This window comes from Chelativorans alearensis (assembly GCF_010993735.1).
Taxonomy (GTDB): Bacteria; Pseudomonadota; Alphaproteobacteria; order Rhizobiales; family Rhizobiaceae; genus Chelativorans; species Chelativorans alearense.
The window spans coordinates 192,483-209,978 of record NZ_WQNI01000005.1 but is presented as its reverse complement, the minus strand read 5'-3'; the positions used below and the strand labels follow the sequence as shown (position 1 = coordinate 209,978).

The following is a 17,496-nucleotide window of genomic DNA, read 5'->3' as shown; positions in this document are numbered from 1 at the left end:
CGCGCTCAGCTGAGTTCTTGCGCGAGTCCGATGAGAAGCCCTTCAGGCCCGCGGATGTAGCAGAGCCGATACGCGTCCTTATACTGGACGACTTCGCCTACGAGCTGCGCGCCGCGGCTGCGGAGCCTTTCAAGCGTCTCGTCGATATCGTCCACAGTGAACATGACGCGGAGGTAGCCCAGAGCGTTAACCGGGGCATTGCGGTGATCCGCGACAACAGGCGGCGTGAGAAAGCGGGATAGCTCGAGCCGGCCATGGCCGTCCGGCGTGCGCATCATGGCAATCTCGACGCGCTGATCGCCCAGTCCGGTGACACGTCCGGCCCATTCTCCTTCGATCGTAGCCCGCCCTTCGAGCTCAAGGCCGAGCTCGCGAAAGAAATCGATCGTCCCTTCGAGGTCATCGACGACGATTCCTATGTTGTCCATCCGTTTGAGCGCCATTACGCCGCCTCCACCTGCAGTTCCCCGCCCTTCGCTGCCACCACGCGCACCCGCGTGCCGGCCGGCAGGTCGGGGCCGGAGACACGCCACAGCGTGTCGCCCAGGCGAATGCGGCCGCGGCCTTCGGTGATCGGCTCTTCAAGGGCCGCGGTGCGGCCGACGAGCTGCTTGGCCCGCTGGTTGAGCAGGGGTTCGTCCGTCTCCTCCCCCCGCCGCGCGTCCATCAGCTTCTTGCCGATATAGACCGAGGCGAGCGACAGCGCGAGGAAGACGAGAACCTGTATCTGCCAGCTCCAGAAGGCCATGCTCCAGAGCTGGAGCGACAGGGCGCCGGTGAGGATGGCGGCAACCCCGATCCACAGGAGGAAGGCGCCAGGAACCAGTATCTCCAGCGCCAGAAGGACAAAACCCAGGAGCATCCAGTTCCAGGGGCCCAGCTCGGTCAGGATACTCATCAGCATGGCGGGCCCCCGTTCAGCCGCGGTCCGGTCCGACGGCGGGCGGGCGCGCCGCGGAGGCGGGGCGGACAGTCTTGCCGTCCTCGCCGAAGACATCGCGGGCAATCGCGCCGATGCCGCCCAGCGTGCCGATGAGCGAGGAGGCCTCGAAAGGCATCAGCACGATCTTGTTGTTGTTTGAGGAGCCGATCTTCGCCAGCGCCTCGGTGTATTTCTGGGCGACGAAGTAGTTCACCGCCTGCACGTCGCCCTGGGCGATCGCTTCCGAGACTACCTGTGTGGCGCGCGCCTCGGCTTCGGCCGCGCGCTCGCGCGCCTCCGCGTCGCGAAAGGCGGCCTCGCGGCGGCCTTCCGCCTCCAGGATCTGCGATTGCTTCAGGCCTTCGGCCTCGAGAATCTGCGCCCGCTTGTTGCGCTCGGCCATCATCTGGCGGGCCATGGATTCGACGAGGTTCGCCGGCGGGTTGATGTCCTTGATCTCGACGCGGGTCATCTTGATGCCCCAAGGGCTGGCCGCCTCGTCGACAATGTGCAGGAGCTTTTCGTTGATCGTGTCGCGGTTGGAGAGAAGCTCGTCCAGATCCATGGAGCCCATGACCGAGCGGATGTTGGTCATGGTCAGGTTGAGGATGGCGTTCTGCAAGCCCGCCACCTGATAAGCCGCCTGCGGCGCGCTCAAGACCTGGAAGAAGGCGACGCCGTCGACGGCGATGGTGGCATTGTCGCGGGTGATGATCTCCTGGGTCGGCACATCGAGCACCTGCTCCATCATGTTCATCTTGGCGCCGATGCGGTCGATGAAGGGCACGATGATGTTGAGGCCCGGTGTCAGCGTGCGCGTGTAACGCCCAAAGCGTTCCACCGTGTAGTTATACCCCTGCGGCACCGTCTTGATGCCGGCGAAGAGCAGAAGAAGGACGAGAACGACAAGAACGGGAATGAGAATATCGAAACCGGTGAACGTCATTATATGTTTCCCCCGAGGTGAAGGTTGCCTGAAAGCCGCAGCACTATCTCATGAATTATGGCAGGAGTGTAACGCGGCGGCTAGCTGGTCTCGACAGGTTGTCCCACGGCTAGCAGGCGAAATGCCAGCAAAGAGCCGCCCGGCAGCCCGCCTCAAACCCACCCCGAAAGCTCGCGCCGCACCAGTGTCTCGATCACCGCCATCCCCTCCTCGCTGTCGTTGAGGCATGGGATGTGGGTGAAGTTCCCGCCGCCGGCCTCGTGGAAGATCTCGCCCGCCCCGATAGCGATCTCTTCCAGCGTCTCCAGGCAGTCGGAGACGAAGCCGGGGTTGAAGACGGCGATGGACTTCACGCCCTCGCGCGCCAGCCTTTCCACCGTCTTGTCCGTGTAGGGCTGCAGCCATTCCTCCGGGCCGAAGCGCGACTGGAAGCAGGTGAGGAGCTTTTCCTCCCCCCAGCCGAGACGCTGGCGCAGAAGGCGCGAGGTCTCCTGGCAATGCTCGCCATAAGGGTCGCCGCGCCGCGCATAGCTTTGCGGGATGCCGTGATAGGAGGCGACGACCACCTCCGGCGTAAAATCGAGCGAGGCCAGATGGCGCTCGATGGAGCGCGCCAGCGCGTCGATATAGACCGGCTCGTCATAATAGGCCGGCACGGTGCGGAGCGCCGGCTGAAAGCGCATCTTCGTCAGCGCCTCGAAAACCTTGTCGTTCACCGTCGCCGTGGTGGAGGCCGAATATTGCGGGTAGAGCGGGAAGGCGACGATGCGCTCGCATCCGCGCTCCATCAGGCTCTTTATCACCGTCTCGATGGAGGGCTTGCCGTAGCGCATGGCCCAGTCGACGACGACATGCTCATGGTCCGCCAGCGCCGCGCCCAGCTTCTTCCCTTGCGCGCGGGTGAAGGTGCGCAGCGGGGATTCATCGCGCTCGCGGTTCCAGATCTTGGCATAGGCGGCGCCGGATTTCTTCGGCCGCGTGTTGAGCACGATGCCGTAGAGGACCGGATACCAGACAGCGCGCGGCCACTCGATGACGCGCCTGTCCGACAGGAACTCGCGCAGATAACGGCGCATCGGCCAGTAATCCGTGCCGTCGGGCGTGCCGAGGTTGACGAGCAGGACACCGACCTTGGCGGTATGCGCCGGCGGATTGTCCGCGGGCTTTCGGCCTTTGGCCCCGGCGGGCTTCTTCGCGGTTTTCTTGACGGTCTTGGCGGCGGTGGTCATGGCGTGCTCCCTCGAGTGAGGTAGCCCTAGCGAAGTTTTCCGCAAGGGCAATGTCACCTGTAGCCGCAGGCGGCGGGGCGATCGCGTAAGCGACTTTCCCGGCCCCTGGTGGGTGAGGGCTATCGCATACAGCTCATCTTTGCCAGCTTCGCCGGAACCCCCACCCTCAATCCCTCCCCTCAAAGGGGAGGGAAGCTAGGTCGAGCACACCATCGTTCCCCTCCCCCTTGAGGGGAGGGGTTAGGGGTGGGGGGTGGCGCAAAGCGCCATCAAAAGCATCTTTCCTGGCCCTCCACCCCTCGCCACAAGAGAGAGGGGAGTGAGCGCGCAGCATCCGCCGGGCTCCCTTCAGCATCAATCATATGCGACTGCCCCGCCCGAAAGCTGGGCACCGACACTATCCGGCAGGCTATTCGGCCGGCGGCACGTTCAGCGTGGCGCCGACGACGAGGTCGCGCTCGCCGAACTGCGGATTGGCCTCCGCCAGCATGGACCACTTCTCCGGGTCGCCGTAGAACTTCCGCGCGAGGTCCCAATAGGTGTCGCCGCGCATGATGACATGGGTATTTTCCATGGCGGCCGCGTCCTCGGTGGCGTCCATGGGTTCTTCCGTGGCCGCCATCTCGCCTTCCGTTTCGGCCTCCGGCTCGGCCATCGCGGCTTCGCCGTCGGTTTCCTCCATCGGTTCCTCGGAAGCGGCCATCTCGCCGCCCTCTTCCGTCATGGCGTCGTCCCCCGCCATCTCGGCCGGTTCGTCCTCCGCCATCGCTGCACTGGCTTGCGCGATGCGGCCATCCGTATAGGGCTGGTAGGGCTTGTTCTCGGCCAGGTAGTCGGCCACCACCTGTTCCAGCCCCGGCCCGTAGTCATAGGCGTTCTCGGCATTTTCTGCGAAAAGGGCGTAGCCGTCGCCGCCGCCGCGCATGAAGTTGTTGGAGGCGATGGTGTAGGTGGCGTCGGGGTCGATGGGCGCCCAATCGTCGCCGTCCACGACCTCGACCGAGGTGATGCGGCTGCCGGCCTCGGCAGACGGGTCGAACGTGTAGCGCAGGCCCGAGACCTGCGGGAAGCGGCCGGCGCCTTCCTCGAGCTGGCTGACGCCGCTTTCGAGCGAGGCGACGACATCCGCGCCCTTGAGCTGGAAGGTGGCGAGCGTGTTCTGGAAGGGCAGCACCTCCAGCACCTCGCCCATGGTCACCTCGCCCGCGTCGATGGAGGCGCGCAAGCCCCCGCCGTTGGTGATGGCGAACGCAACGCCCTGGTCCTTGGTGCGCGCCAGCATGGCGTCGGTCACCAGGTTGCCCATCTCGCATTCCTGCGCCCGGCAGTTCTCACGGCTGCCGTCGATGGGGGCGGCCGTCTCGGAGACGACGGTGGTCTTCAATTCCTCGATGGGGCCGGCAAGCTCCTGAACGCGCGCCGCCACCTCCTGATCCGGCTCGATCGCCGCGTCGATCAGAAGCACGTCGCCAGTGGCTTCGCTCACCGTGCCCTCGTCGTCGAAGACCACGTTCAGTTCGCCCAGATACTTGGAATAGGCGTTGGCCTGGACCACCGGCACCCGATAGCCTTCCGGGTTGTCGACAAAAGTGGGATACGGGCCTTCGGCGCCGTCGACGGTGTTGGACAGAAGCGTGTTGGTGTGGCCGCCGACCACCACGTCCACACCCGGTATCTTGGCGATGGCCGCGAGATCCCGCGGGTAGCCGACATGGGTGACCGCGATGATCTTGTTCACGCCTTCCGCCTCAACCGCCTCGACGGCCGCGGTGATCCCCTCGACGTCCTCGATGATGGAGACGTTCTCGCCCGGCGAGGAAAGTTCGGCGGTGTCGTTGGCCACCGCGCCGACGATGCCGATCTTCTCGCCGCCGACGTCGAGCACGACATATTCCTGCACCCGGTCGCCGAGCGCGGAGGCCTCCGTCGCCTTCACGTTGGAGCCGAGCACGGGGAACTCGACCTTACCCAGAAAGGCGGCCAGCCCGTCCTCGCCGTCGTCGAATTCGTGGTTGCCGACCACCATGGCGTCGGTCTCCATGAGGTTCAGGAACTCGGCCTCCACCTCGCCCTTGTAGGTGGTGTAGAAGAGCGAGCCCTGGAAGTTGTCGCCGGCATTCAGGAACAGCACGTTCTCGCCATCGAGCGCTGCGCGCCGGTCGCCCACCGCGGTGACAAGCCGCGCCGCGCCGCCGAAGCACTCGCCGGCGGCATCGTCCTCGGCCGAGCAGGTCGAATCGTATTTGTTGATGGGCTCGATGCGGCTGTGCCAGTCGTTGATGTGCAGGATATTGAGTGTGTAGTCGGCAAACGACGGCGCCGCCGACAGCGCCAGGGCCGACGTGCTCAAGGCCAGGACTGCAAATTTTCTCATGATCGTACTCCCGAGTGGCTCCCAGATTGTCCCGCTCTACCGCCGCACCATGTCGGTTTCGTAACGTATTGAGAACATGTTCCCACCGCCTCCAGGGCGACGCAAGAAAAACATTGCCACCTCGCTCCCTCGGCGGGGGTGGCGCGCGTTTGAAGGAGTTCCTTCGGACAGCCGCCCCCTTCGCGCCCCCCTCTGTCTTGCCGACATCTCCCCACACGGGGGAGATTGCGCTAGCCGCTTGCTCCGGCCCCGGTTCTGCAACGCTGATGGTTGGCGAAAATCACTGTGACGGCCAATCTCGCTCCCCCTCCGTATGGGGGAAATGTCCGGCAGGACCACAAGAGGGAGGGGCAACGGTTAGCCGGCGTAGTCCCGTTCGTCGGCGATCACCTTGCCGTCGTTGGGGAGCGATCCCGGAGCGGCGACTTCCACCGTTCCGCCGAGCTTGGTGATCTCGCGCAGGGAAGCGGCGACGGCCTCGGTGTCGACCGATGCCCCGCTAGCCGGCTCCACGTGCAAGGCCATGACGTCAGCCGAGCCTTGCCGCCTCACCACCAGGCGCGCCCGCGAAAGCTCGAGGTGGCGTTTCATCAACTCTGCCACCTGCTCGGGGTCGACGAACATGCCCTTGACCTTTGTGCGCTGGTCGGCGCGGCCCTTCCAGCCCGTAATCCGCATGTTGGTGCGCCCGCAGGGGCTCACCCCCGGCAGAACGGAGGAGAGGTCGCCGGTGCCGAGCCGCACCAGCGGATAGGCGGGGTTGAAGCTGGTGACGACCACCTCGCCCACTTCGCCGTCCTCCACCGGCTCGTCGGTGCCGGGGCGGACGATCTCGACGATCAGGTTCTCATTCACCACCATGCCGGGCAGCGGGTCGCCTTCCGTATCCGCCGCCTCGTAGGCGATGACGCCGAACTCCGCCGTGGCGTAGCATTGGAATACGCGGACGCCGCGTTCCGCGTATTCCGCCCGCAGCGAGGGGAAGAGCGCGCCGCCGGAGACGAGGCCGAGGCGGAAGGAGGAAAGATCTTTGTCCGCTTCCGCCGCCCGGTCGAGCATGACCTTCAGGAAATCCGGCGTGCCGCAATAAACCTGGGGTTTGAGCGCGCTTGCCGCCTCCACTTGGCCGTCCGTATTGCCGGTGCCGGCGGGAAAGACGGTGCAGCCGAAGGCGCGTGCGCCCTCGTCGAGCACGAAGCCGCCCGGCGTCATGTGATAGGCGAAGGCGTTATGGACGATGTCGCCGGGCCGCACGCCAGCGGCGAAGAAGGCGCGGGCGGCCTGCCAGGGATCGGCGCCCGGCGCCTGCGGCTCCCAGATGGGGCCGGGGGACATGAAGACGCGCGTGCCTTTCAACGCGTCGGCCGCCGCAAAACCGCCGAAAGGCGGCTCCTCGCGCTGGCGCTTCAGGAGCTCGGCCTTGCGCAAGACGGGCAGGCCGGCAAGGTCGCGGCGCGTGCGGATGTCTTCCGGCGCGATGCCGCCGAGCCAGCGGCGCAGGCCAGGCGCCTTCTCCATGGCGTCCGCCAGGAATGCCGGCAGCCGGGCGAAGAGCTCCGCCTCGCGCTGCTGCGGATCGCGGGTCTCGAGGCTGTCGAAATGCGCGCCCATGAACTCCTCCCTTTGCGCCCCTTATCGCAGGAGCCTGATCCAGCGCGCAAGGTTGACGAGCGAAATCAGCGCGCCGGCGAGGTAGGTGAAGGCGGCGGCGCGCAGGACGGAGCGCACGGCTGGCATGTCGGCGGCGACGACGTACTCGCCCTCATCGAGGATCGGCAGCGCCTTGGCGAAGCTGGCGTCGAATTCGACCGGCAGCGTGACGAGGTTGACGATGACGCGGACCGACAGGAGCCCGATGCCGACGGCGACCAGCGCCAGCATGGCCATCGGCGTGCGCGCAAGGACCGCCAGGACAGGCGCGGCGACGAAGAAGATGCCGGCCAGCCGGTCCGTGGCCTGCGCCATACGAGCCAGCACCTGCCGCATCGCCAGCAGCCTTTCGCCACGCGCGTCCTGGATGGCATGCGAGACCTCGTGCGCGGCGATCGCCACCGCCGACAGCGAACGCCCCGAATGGTGCTGTGGCAGCAGGCGGACGGCCTTGCCTTGAGGGTCGTAGTGGTCGCCGGCATCGGTGGTCTCGACGGTCACATGCGCCAGGCCGAAACGGTCGAGAAGGTGGCGGGCCAATTCGCCGCCGGTGCCGGGCAGGTCCGGCCGGTCGGCGGCGTGGCGGGAAAGTGTATGGCGCACCCAGAGCTGCGGCAGTACGACGATGGCGAGGATGGCAAGAGCAGCAAAGCCTATCATCCGGCCACCTCCGCCGCCGGTAGCGATCTCCTGGAGCAATTCCAGGAAAAGTGGAAACCGGTTTTCCGTCCGGAATTGCGACAAACAAAGAGTTAGACCAGTTCATTGATTCCGTGAAACGATGAACCGGTCTAGGAGAGGTCAGCCCGCCCGGGTCAGAACGAAGTTCTGCCCTGCCGAGCTCGTGCAGTTCATCTGGTTGAAGCGGCCGCCGGAGGCGACGCCGACCTGCAGGCAGTTGACGGTCTGCGGCTCGCGGACTCGCGACTGCACCGATATCTGCACCATACCGCCGGGCTGCTCCTGGTAGCTCCCGGTGGCAAGGACTTCCCCGGTGTCGGCCGCTCGGGTCTCGAAGGCGCCCCCTCTGAAGCTGGACATGATCCCCTCGGCGCCCATCCATTGTCCCTCCACGCCGCTCTGCCGTATCGGAGCGGGGGTCCCACCGGAACCGACCATCGCACAGCCGGAAACGGCCAGCATGGACGCAAGGGCCGCGCAGGAAACAGATTTTTGAAATGTGACCATGACGGCCTCCTCATGTAAGGGAACTGGCTTTTTCGCCAGTCTTTCGGTGAAAAGGCAAGCGAAAGTCGCCGCACGGTGCGCTAACGCACCAAGATGTTGCGGAATTGCCATGGGTCCTCCTTGTCGATGTCCTCGGGGAAAAGGCCCGGCCGATCGTCGATCGGCGTCCAGTCGGTGTAATAGCCTTTCACCGGTCCGAGATACGGAAGCTGGATTTCGAGGCAGCGCCGGTAGTCCATCTCGTCGGTCTCGACGATGCCGGCCTCCGGGTTTTCCAGCGCCCACACCATGCCGGCCAATACGGCGGAGGTCACCTGAAGGCCGGTCGCATTCTGGTAGGGGGCGATCTCGCGCGTCTCCCCCAGCGAGAGCTGCGAGCCGTACCAGTAGGCGTTCTTGTCGTGGCCATAGATAAGCACGCCCAGTTCGTCGATGCCGTCGACCAGCTCGTTCTCGTCGAGCACGTGCTGGACCGGCTGCGGCTTGCCGGCGGCGCCGAACATCTCGTGCAGCGACAGCACCGCGTCGTTACAGGGGTGGTAGGCGTAGTGGCAGGTGGGGCGATAGGTGACCTCGCCGCTGCCTTCGCGCAGGGTGAAGTAGTCGGCGATCGAGACGGACTCGTTGTGGGTGACGAGGAAGCCGTATTGGGATCCGGGCGTCGGGCACCAGGTGCGCACGCGGGTATTCGCCCCCGGCTGTTCCAGGAAAATCGCCGCCTTGCACCCCTCCTTCTGTTCGCGCGCGTTCTCCGGCTTCCACTTCTCGTGCGTGCCCCAGCCAAGTTCGGCCGGCTGCATGCCTTCCGAGACGAAGCCCTCGACGGACCAGGTGTTCCAGAAAACGTCCATGGGCTTGGGGTTCCTGGCGCGCTGAGTGTCGCGCTCGGCGATGTGGATGCCCTTGACGCCGGCCTTTTTCATGAGCGCGGCCCAGCCTTCACGGTCGTCCGGGCCGGGCTCCTCGAAATCGAGCTTCATATCCCTCGCCAGATTGACGAGCCCCTTCTTGACGAACCAGGAGACCATGCCCGGATTAGCGCCGCAGCAGGAGACGGCGGTGGTGCCACCGGGGTTCTTCAGCTTTTCCTGGCGCACGGTTTCGCGCAGGGCATAATTGGTACGCGATGCATTGTCGGCGGTTGGGTCGAAGTAGAAGCCCAACCACGGCTCCACCACGGTGTCGATATAAAGCACGCCGAGCTTGCGGCAGAGCTTCATGAGGTCGAGCGAGGAGGTGTCGACGGAGAGGTTGACGCAGAAGCCCTGGCCCTCGCCTTCGGTGAGAAGCGGGGTGAGGAATGCCTCGTAGTTTGCCGGGGTCACGGCTTCCTTCACGAACTTGATGCCGCGCTCGTCGAGCAGCTTGCGGTCGGTGTCGACCGGGTCGATGACCACCATGCGTGATTTGTCGAAGTTGAAATGGCGTTCGATGAGGGGCAGCGTTCCACGGCCGATCGAGCCGAAGCCGATCATGACGACAGGGCCGGTGATCTCACCGTGAATGGGCCAGTCTTTGTTAGCCATTTCAGGGGGGTTCTCCTCGTTGGGCGTGCGTGAAGGCCTACGGTCAAAACACAGAACGGCGTCACAATAAAGGGAGAAAGCGCCGGCGGCTCAAGCGGAGGCGGGCACCTCACCCGTGGCGAAACCGGCCTTCAGGAGGCATTCGGCGTACTCCTCCCGGGCCGTGGAATCGAAGACCACGCCGCCGCCCACGTTGAAGACGGCCTCGCCGCCCGGATAGAGGGAGATGGTGCGGATGGCTACATTGAAGCGCATGCGCCCGTCGGGCGCGGCCCAGCCGACAGCGCCGCAATAGACGTCCCGCGGCGCGGCTTCCAGCTCACGCAGGATCTTCATGGCGCTGATCTTCGGCGCACCGGTGACGGAGCCGCAGGGGAAGAGTGCGGAGAGGATGTCGGCGAAGGTCACGCCTCGGCTGAGCCTGGCGCGTACGCGGCTGATCATCTGGTGCACGGTCGGGTAGGTCTCGACATGGAAGAGCTCCGGGACGTCGAGCGTGCCAACCTCTGTGATGCGCGAGATATCGTTGCGCAACAGGTCGACGATCATGCGGTTTTCCGCCTGGTTCTTCGGGTCGTTGCGCAGCGCTTCCTTGAGGGCGGCGTCCTCCTCGGCCGTCTTGCCGCGTGCCATGGTGCCCTTCATGGGCAGGGTTTCGATCCAACCGTCGGCCGAGACCTCGAAAAAAAGCTCCGGCGAGCGCGACAGCACCACCGGGCCGCCGAGATCGATGAAGGCGGCGTAGCGCACGGGCTGGCGCGCGGTCAGTGCGTCGAAGAGCGCCAGCGGTTCGCCTTGCCAGCGGGCGGCGACGGGGAAAGTGAGGTTGCCCTGATAGCAATCGCCGTGGCGCAAATGGCGGTGGAGGCGGGCGAAACGCGTTTCGTAATCGGAAAAGCTCCAGGCGGCGCGCGGGGCGAAGAGGCGAGGGGGGATGTCGGTGGCGGGCTGCTCCGCCGCGTCGATATCTTCCGGCGCACCGAAGACGCCCAGGCACAACAGCGGCGCGCGCCGTATCTCCTCCGGCAGGTACGGCACCAGCGCAGGCTCCAGCACGTAGCCTGCTTCGTAGGAGATATAGCCGGCTAGCCATTTTCCGGTGCGGCGCGCAGCTTCCGCCCGTTCAAGCGCGGGGAGGAGTTCGGCCGGCTCGTGGACCAGGAGGATTTCCTCCGGCGCGGCGAAGGAGAGCACCTCGCCTTGCAGGTCGTTGCGGAAGAGCGCGATTGGGCGGGTGGGGGCGCGAAGGGGCATCGGCATATCGAAGTTACGATATCACCCTTCGTCCAGCTCTTGCAGTTCGTCAATCAGCCCTTCGATGACGGCAAGGCCCTTGCCCCAGAAGGCGGGATCGGAGGCGTCGAGGCCGAAGGGTGCCAGAAGTTCCGAATGATGCTTCGTGCCGCCGGCCTTCAGAAGCTCGAAATACTTCTCCTGAAAGCCCTTCTCGGATTGCTGGTAGACGGCGAAGAGAGAGTTCACCAGGCAGTCGCCGAAGGCATAGGCGTAGACGTAGAAGGGCGAGTGGATGAAGTGGGGGATATAGGCCCAGAACGTCTCGTAGCCCTCGCGCAGCTTCACCGCCGGTCCCAGGCTCTCGGCCTGCACCTCCAGCCACAATTCGCCCAGCCGGTCCGACGTCAGCTCGCCCTTGCGGCGCTCGGTGTGCACCTTGCGCTCAAACTCGTAGAAGGCGATCTGGCGCACCACCGTGTTGATCATGTCCTCCACCTTCTGCGCCAGCATGGCCTTGCGCTCGCGCCGGTCGGTGGTGCGGTCGATGAGCGAGCGGAAGGTGAGCATCTCGCCGAAGACGGAGGCCGTCTCGGCCAAGGTCAGCGGCGTCGCCGACATGAGCGCCCCCTGCTCGCCCGCCAGCACCTGATGCACGCCGTGGCCGAGCTCGTGGGCGAGCGTCATCACGTCGCGCGGCTTACCCATGTAATTCAAGAGCACGTAGGGGTGCACGGAGGGCACCGTTGGGTGGGCAAAGGCGCCAGGCGCCTTTCCGGGCCGCACCGGCGCGTCGATCCAGTTGTGCTCGAAGAAGCGGCCGGCGATCTCCGCCATCTCAGGAGCGAAAGAGCGATAGGCCGAGAGTACCGTTTCCCTGGCCTCGTCCCATCCGATGACGGTCTGCGGCGCCTCGGGCAGGGGGGCGTTGCGGTCCCAGTGGTTGAGCGCTTCCATGCCGAGCCACTTGGCCTTCATGGCATAGTAGCGGTGTGAGAGGCGCGGGAAGGCTTCACGCACGGAAGCCGCCAGCGCATCCACCACCTCGCGCTCCACCCGGTTGGCGAGATGGCGTGAATCGGCTACGTCGGCGAAGCTGCGCCAGCGGTCGGAGATTTCCTTGTCCTTGGCAAGCGTGTTGGTGACGAGCGTGAAGAGGCGGATGTGCTCGCCAAGTGTCGCCGAGAGCGCCTCGGCCGCCTTGCGCCGCTTCTCGCCATCGGCATCCTGCAAAAGGTTCAGCGTCGGCTCGAGCGTCAACTCCTCGCCGTCGACGGTAAAGCGCAGGCTCGTCATGGTCTCGTCGAAGAGGCGGTTCCAGGCGCCGTGCCCGACCATCGAGCTTTCATGGAAAAGCTGCTCGATGCGGTCTTCGAGCTGGTGCGGCCTGTCCTTGCGGATGTCCAGCACCCAAGGGCGGTAGTGGCCGAAAAGCGCGTCCTGCTCGAGCGCGGTGTGGATCAGCGCGTCGTCGATCTTGTTCAGTTCGAGCGTGAAGAAGAGGAGCCGCGTGCTGGCATCGGTCAGCTTCTCCTGCACGTCGCCATAGAATTTCGCGCGTTTTGGATCCGACGTGTCGGAGGCGTAGATAAGGCCGGCATAGGAGCCGATGCGGCCGAAAAGCTCGTCGAGCCCTTCATAGGCGCGCACTGCCTCGCCCAGCCGTCCCTCGCTTCCCTTCGCCGCCTCGTCCGCCAGACGGCCCTTCCACGCCTCCTCGAAGGCACGGGCCTCGCGCTCGGCGCGCGCCAGGTCGTCGGTTATCTCGCTGCTGTCCATCGCCGGATAGAGGTCGGCAAGGTTCCACTCGGGCAGGCTGCCGAGATCGGCTGTCTTGCGGGCGTCTGCGACCGCGGCTTGCGTTGCGCGGGCGATGTTGCCGGACCGATCTGGAGATAGGGCCATGAGGGGGTACTCCTGTCTGCGGGCTCAAAGCCCGTTCGAACTGCGGGCCGAATCCTTAGTTTTCTGAAAGGAACCTGTGTTTTTTGACAGAAAGGATTCATTCACCGGGTTTCTTGAATGCCTGTTTAGAAGCCTGTGCCATGTTGTTCCAGTCCGCTAACAAGCGCATTTGGGTGTTTCTTTAAAGCTGTTGCATTCATGTCCGATACGATTCTGATAGTTGATGATGACCCGGTGCAGCGCCGCCTTCTCGACGCGGTGGTCCAGAAACTGGGTTATGCGTCGGCACTTGCCGAGGGGGGCGAAGAGGCGCTCGAAGCCGTGAGCGGCGCGCGCTCGGCGGAGTTGCGCGCCGTCGTCCTGGACCTGGTGATGCCGGGGATGGACGGCATCGAGGTGATGCGGCGCATGCGCCGGGCCGGCATCGATGTGCCCGTCATCGTGCAGACGGCCCAGGGCAGCGTTGAGACTGCGGTGGCGGCCATGCGCGCCGGCGCCTTCGATTTCGTCGTCAAACCCGTTTCGCCGGAGCGGCTCGGCAAGGCGATCCGCAATGCGCTGAAGGTCGAGGCGCTGGAAGGTGTGGTGCGGCGGAAGCGCCACAGGGAAAAGGGCTTTTCCTTCAGCGATATCATCACCGGCAGCCCGGCCATGGAGCGCACTATCCGGCTGGCCCGCAAGGCAGCCGCCTCGGACATCCCCATCCTCATCGAAGGCGAATCGGGCGTGGGCAAGGAGCTGATCGCCCGCGCCATCCGCGGCGAGAGCGCGCGGCGGACAAAGCCCTTCGTCACCGTCAATTGCGGCGCCATTCCCGAGAATCTTGTGGAGAGCATCCTGTTCGGCCACGAGAAGGGTGCCTTCACCGGGGCCACGGAGAAGCACACGGGCAAGTTCATCGAAGCGACCACGGGCACGCTCTTCCTCGACGAGATCGGCGATCTGCCGGCCGACGTGCAGGTGAAGCTCCTGCGCGCGGTGCAGGAAGGCGAGGTGGATCCGGTGGGCGCCCGCGGCACGGTGAAGGTCGATATCAGGCTGATCTCGGCCAGCAACCAGAATTTGCTCGAACGCGTGAAGGAGGGGCGCTTTCGCGAGGACCTGTTCTACCGGCTCAACGTGTTCCCGATCATGGTGCCGCCGTTGCGCGAGCGCAAGGAGGATATCCCGCTCCTGGTGCGGCATTTCATCGGCCGCTTTGCCGGCGGGGTTCCCGGAGCGCATGTCTCCGGCATCACCGCCGAGGCGCTCGATATGCTGTCGACCTATGACTGGCCGGGCAACATCCGGCAGTTGGAAAATGCCGTCTTCCGTGCGCTGGTGCTGAGCGAGGGCGAATTGCTGACGGTGGCCGAGTTCCCGCAGATTCGCGCGCAGGTGGATGGTCTCGACGAGGTATTGCTCGCTCCGCCGGAGGAGGAGGCGGCGCATGAGAGTGCCGCCGAGGGCGTCGGGGAAGCACCGCTGCTCCGTCAACCGCCTCACCCCGCGCTTCTGCGTGTCTTCGGCGAGGACGGCCACATACGGACGCTCGAAGCGACCGAGCGGGAGATGATCCAACTTGCCGTCGAGCATTATGGCGGACAAATGAGCGAGGTTGCCCGCCGGCTCGGCATCGGCCGCTCCACGCTTTACCGCAAGCTCAAGGAAATGGGTTTCGACCCGGCAGAAGGGCGCGGCCAACCGGACTGAGGCCGGCTCGGGCGGCGGCTTCAGCATTCGTACACCAAGCCCGAACCAAATGGCGCCGTGCCACGTTCTCGCCACGCTCCTAGAGCATTGCCGTTTCAATAAGTCTCGGTTAACCATTGTCATGGAGACTGCGCATTCGTTCGGGGGCGATGTGCGGCTCTCGTTTCGGGGACAATTTCTGCCGAAGGCCAAGGTTTGAAAAACGACGACGTTTCGCATCGCCGATTGCGCAAGGGAGGGTTTGGGCCGGTCAAGGTTCTGGCCGGGCTGATGCTTGCGGTGACGGTCCTTTTTGCCGCCGCCCCGGCGGCAACGGCTGAGACGCGTACGCTGAAGTTCTATTTCCTGCACACCAAAGAACGGGCCGAGATCACCTACAAGCGCAACGGCCGCTATCTGCAGAGCGGCCTCAACCAGGTCAACCAGATCCTGCGCGACTGGCGCCGCAACGAGCCCACCAAGATGGACCCGCGCCTGCTCGACCTCCTGTGGGAGGTCTACCGCGCCTCTGGCTCGCGCGACTATATCCATGTCGTCTCCGCCTATCGATCGCCCGCGACGAACGCCATGCTGCGCAGCCGCTCCAGCGGCGTGGCCGAGAAAAGCCAGCATATGCTGGGCAAGGCGGTGGACTTCTACCTGCCGGATGTGAAGCTTTCCACGCTGCGCAATCTCGGTTTGAAGATGCAGATCGGCGGTGTCGGCTACTATCCGCGCTCGGGCTCTCCTTTCGTCCATCTCGACGTCGGCAATGTGCGCCACTGGCCGCGCATGAGCCGCACGGAGCTGGCTTCGGTCTTCCCCGACGGCAAGACGCTGCACGTGCCTTCCGACGGCAAGCCCTTGCCGGGGTACCAGCAGGCGCTCGCTTCCTACGAAGCGCGCCAGCGCAACGGCGGCTCCATCCAGGTGGCGGACGACAGCGGCGGCCGCAGACGCGGGCGGGGGCTTCTTGCCGCGCTCTTCGGCGGTGGCGCCGACGAGGAAGAGGATAACGCCGACACGCAGGTCGCAGCTGCGCCGCGCCCGGCGCAGGCAGTGCAGCAGGCGCAGCGGCAGGTGGCTCAGCCGCAGCAGGCCCAGCCGGAGCCCGAGACGCCGGCCACCATCCTTGCCGCGTTGCCCGCCCGCTCGGTGCCCGTGCCTCGCGGCGCCCCGCGCCCGACTGTCGAAGTCGGAACACCGCTGCAGGTTGAGGCATCGACGCCTGAAAACGCCGAAGAGGCGGCACCGCAGGAAGAGGCGGTGCAGGTGGCGCTCAATGTGCCGCGGCCGACCCGGCGGCCGGACTATGCGCCCGCGGAAGAAACGGCGGAGAGCGAAGACGACGCGACGATGCAGGTGGCGACCGCCTTCGTTACACCCACGCGCCGGCCGGAGCCGCCGCGCTCTTCGGACGCGATCGCCGAGATCCTGGCGGCGCAGAAGGATGGCTTGCCCGAGAAGGATGTCTCCGAGAGAGATGCCCCCGAAAGGGATGCCAAGGAGGTGCTGACGGCCGCTATGCCGGTGCCGGCAGTCGCGACGGGCATTGGGAGGCCTGAATATACCCTTGCCGCACTGCCTACAGCGCCGAGGCGCGCATCGGGCGATGAGGGGCGCCAGGCGGCGAGGGCTACCGGGCCGGCGGCCAAGGAGCAGCGGGCCGCAGCGTCGCCGCGCACGGCGCTTTTGAAGGAGAACGGCGGCATGTCGCCGGAAGCGCTCCTCTCCGGCAATGTGAAGACGACGCCCAAAGGCCCCAAGCCGGCCCCGGCGGACACACTCGCCGAGCCTAAAGCGATGGTGCTGCCAGTAACGGTGGCGACGGCTCAACGCATGCTCAGCCGGGAATCGGTGCTCGACAGGACGCAGCACGCGGACGTTCCCGCCTTCAGCGCCGAAATCGCCGCCGCGCCCAAGGCCGTCTACACCGGCGGCTTCGAGCAAGGCGTCGAGGTGGCCGATGCCCGCAGCTTCAGCGGCAGGGCGGTCACATTCCTCTCGGTGGCGAAGTTCGAGTAGGGCGTGTCGATATTCACGCCATGACGGGCTGCAAATGGCGATTTTCTGCGCTTCCGGTGCTCATGTACCCGTACGTACACTGCGCTTCGGTTCTCGAAAATCACCATTTTCGCCGCGCCCTGACCTGAATCTCAGCACGCCCCAGGGAAATCCGCCCGATTATCGGCGGGCAAGCTTGGCCGCTTCGCGTGCCAGGTCTTCCACCGCCTGCCAGTTGCCGGCGGCAAGCTCGGCGTCGGGTGCGACCCAGGAGCCGCCGATACACACCACATTGGGCAATGACAGATAGTCGGCCGCGTTCTTTGGCGAGATGCCGCCGGTCGGGCAGAAGCGCACGCTGGAGAGAGGCGAGGAGAGCGACTTCAGGAAAGCCGCGCCGCCGGCCTGCTCCGCAGGGAAGAACTTCAGGATCTCGTATCCCTCGTCGCACATGGCCATGACCTCGCTGGGCGTGATCGCGCCCGGCAGGAAGGGCACCTCCGACTGGGCGGCCGCGTCGAGGAGCTCCTGTGTCGTTCCGGGTGAAACGATGAATTGCGCGCCGGCCACCGCCGCGCCGGTGAAATCCTTGCCCGTGAGGATGGTGCCGGCGCCGACGATGGCTTCTGGCACTTCGTCGACGACCAGGCGGATCGCATCCAGCGCATCGGGCGTGCGCAGCGTGATCTCGACCGCCGGCAGCCCGCCCTTGGCGAGAGCGCGGGTCAGCGGGACGGCATCGGCGATGCGATCGATCTTGAGCACCGGGATGACCGGCTGCCCCGACAGGATCTCCAGAAGCTTTTCCGTTTTCCTCTTCTTCATCGCCGGCTCCTGTGTGGGGTTTC

At 65.5% G+C, this 17,496-nt stretch carries 14 protein-coding genes; 2 read left to right on the top strand and 12 right to left on the bottom strand.

The window, feature by feature from the left end; genetic code table 11:
- Window positions 1-5: 5 nt before the first annotated feature.
- The 11 genes from GPJ75_RS09365 to GPJ75_RS09315 form a co-directional block, all read right to left on the bottom strand.
- On the bottom strand, window positions 6-443 hold the full coding sequence (locus tag GPJ75_RS09365; protein WP_163267389.1) for a VOC family protein: 438 nt from the start codon (window positions 441-443) through the stop codon (window positions 6-8).
- A complete protein-coding gene (locus tag GPJ75_RS09360) occupies window positions 443-904 on the bottom strand; it encodes an NfeD family protein (protein ID WP_163267387.1) in 462 nt (153 codons plus the stop codon). The genes GPJ75_RS09365 and GPJ75_RS09360 overlap by 1 nt, the downstream gene beginning before the upstream one ends.
- A 13-nt stretch (window positions 905-917) precedes the next feature.
- Window positions 918-1,868 carry an SPFH domain-containing protein gene (locus tag GPJ75_RS09355; RefSeq protein ID WP_163267385.1) on the bottom strand — a complete coding sequence of 317 codons (951 nt, stop codon included), beginning with the start codon at window positions 1,866-1,868 and terminating at the stop codon, window positions 918-920.
- A gap of 152 nt (window positions 1,869-2,020) precedes the next feature.
- Window positions 2,021-3,097: a ferrochelatase gene (gene hemH, locus GPJ75_RS09350; RefSeq protein ID WP_163267383.1), complete on the bottom strand. Its 1,077-nt coding sequence runs from the start codon at window positions 3,095-3,097 to the stop codon at window positions 2,021-2,023.
- 409 nt (window positions 3,098-3,506) lie between these two features.
- A complete protein-coding gene (locus tag GPJ75_RS09345) occupies window positions 3,507-5,474 on the bottom strand; it encodes a 5'-nucleotidase C-terminal domain-containing protein (RefSeq protein WP_425483136.1) in 1,968 nt (655 codons plus the stop codon).
- A gap of 354 nt (window positions 5,475-5,828) precedes the next feature.
- A complete protein-coding gene (locus GPJ75_RS09340) occupies window positions 5,829-7,082 on the bottom strand; it encodes a phenylacetate--CoA ligase family protein (RefSeq protein WP_163267379.1) in 1,254 nt (417 codons plus the stop codon).
- A gap of 21 nt (window positions 7,083-7,103) precedes the next feature.
- Window positions 7,104-7,781 carry a zinc metallopeptidase gene (locus GPJ75_RS09335; RefSeq protein WP_163267377.1) on the bottom strand — a complete coding sequence of 226 codons (678 nt, stop codon included), beginning with the start codon at window positions 7,779-7,781 and terminating at the stop codon, window positions 7,104-7,106.
- A 141-nt stretch (window positions 7,782-7,922) separates the two neighbouring features.
- Window positions 7,923-8,309 (bottom strand): Omp10 family outer membrane lipoprotein, encoded by a 387-nt coding sequence (locus GPJ75_RS09330; RefSeq protein ID WP_163267375.1) that lies wholly within the window; start codon window positions 8,307-8,309, stop codon window positions 7,923-7,925.
- Window positions 8,310-8,389: 80 nt separating this feature from the next.
- Window positions 8,390-9,835 (bottom strand): homospermidine synthase, encoded by a 1,446-nt coding sequence (locus tag GPJ75_RS09325; protein WP_163267373.1) that lies wholly within the window; start codon window positions 9,833-9,835, stop codon window positions 8,390-8,392.
- A gap of 90 nt (window positions 9,836-9,925) precedes the next feature.
- Window positions 9,926-11,095: an aminodeoxychorismate synthase component I gene (locus GPJ75_RS09320; RefSeq protein WP_163267372.1), complete on the bottom strand. Its 1,170-nt coding sequence runs from the start codon at window positions 11,093-11,095 to the stop codon at window positions 9,926-9,928.
- A 15-nt stretch (window positions 11,096-11,110) separates the two neighbouring features.
- Complete coding sequence (locus GPJ75_RS09315) at window positions 11,111-12,973, bottom strand: M3 family oligoendopeptidase (protein ID WP_163267370.1); 1,863 nt, start codon at window positions 12,971-12,973, stop codon at window positions 11,111-11,113.
- Between the two features lie 198 nt (window positions 12,974-13,171).
- Here GPJ75_RS09315 and GPJ75_RS09310 point away from each other — a divergent pair, with 198 nt between their 5' ends.
- Entirely contained in the window at window positions 13,172-14,665 is a 1,494-nt protein-coding gene (locus tag GPJ75_RS09310) for a sigma-54-dependent transcriptional regulator (protein WP_163267368.1), read from the top strand.
- Window positions 14,666-14,935: 270 nt separating this feature from the next.
- A complete protein-coding gene (locus GPJ75_RS09305; protein ID WP_163267763.1) occupies window positions 14,936-16,669 on the top strand; it encodes a peptidoglycan L,D-endopeptidase MepK in 1,734 nt (577 codons plus the stop codon).
- A gap of 159 nt (window positions 16,670-16,828) precedes the next feature.
- Here the strand turns inward: GPJ75_RS09305 and GPJ75_RS09300 are convergent, their stop codons facing one another.
- The gene (locus GPJ75_RS09300) at window positions 16,829-17,473 is read right to left on the bottom strand and encodes a 2-dehydro-3-deoxy-phosphogluconate aldolase (protein WP_163267366.1); all 645 of its coding nucleotides are present in this window, start codon (window positions 17,471-17,473) and stop codon (window positions 16,829-16,831) included.
- Window positions 17,474-17,496 lie beyond the last annotated feature (23 nt).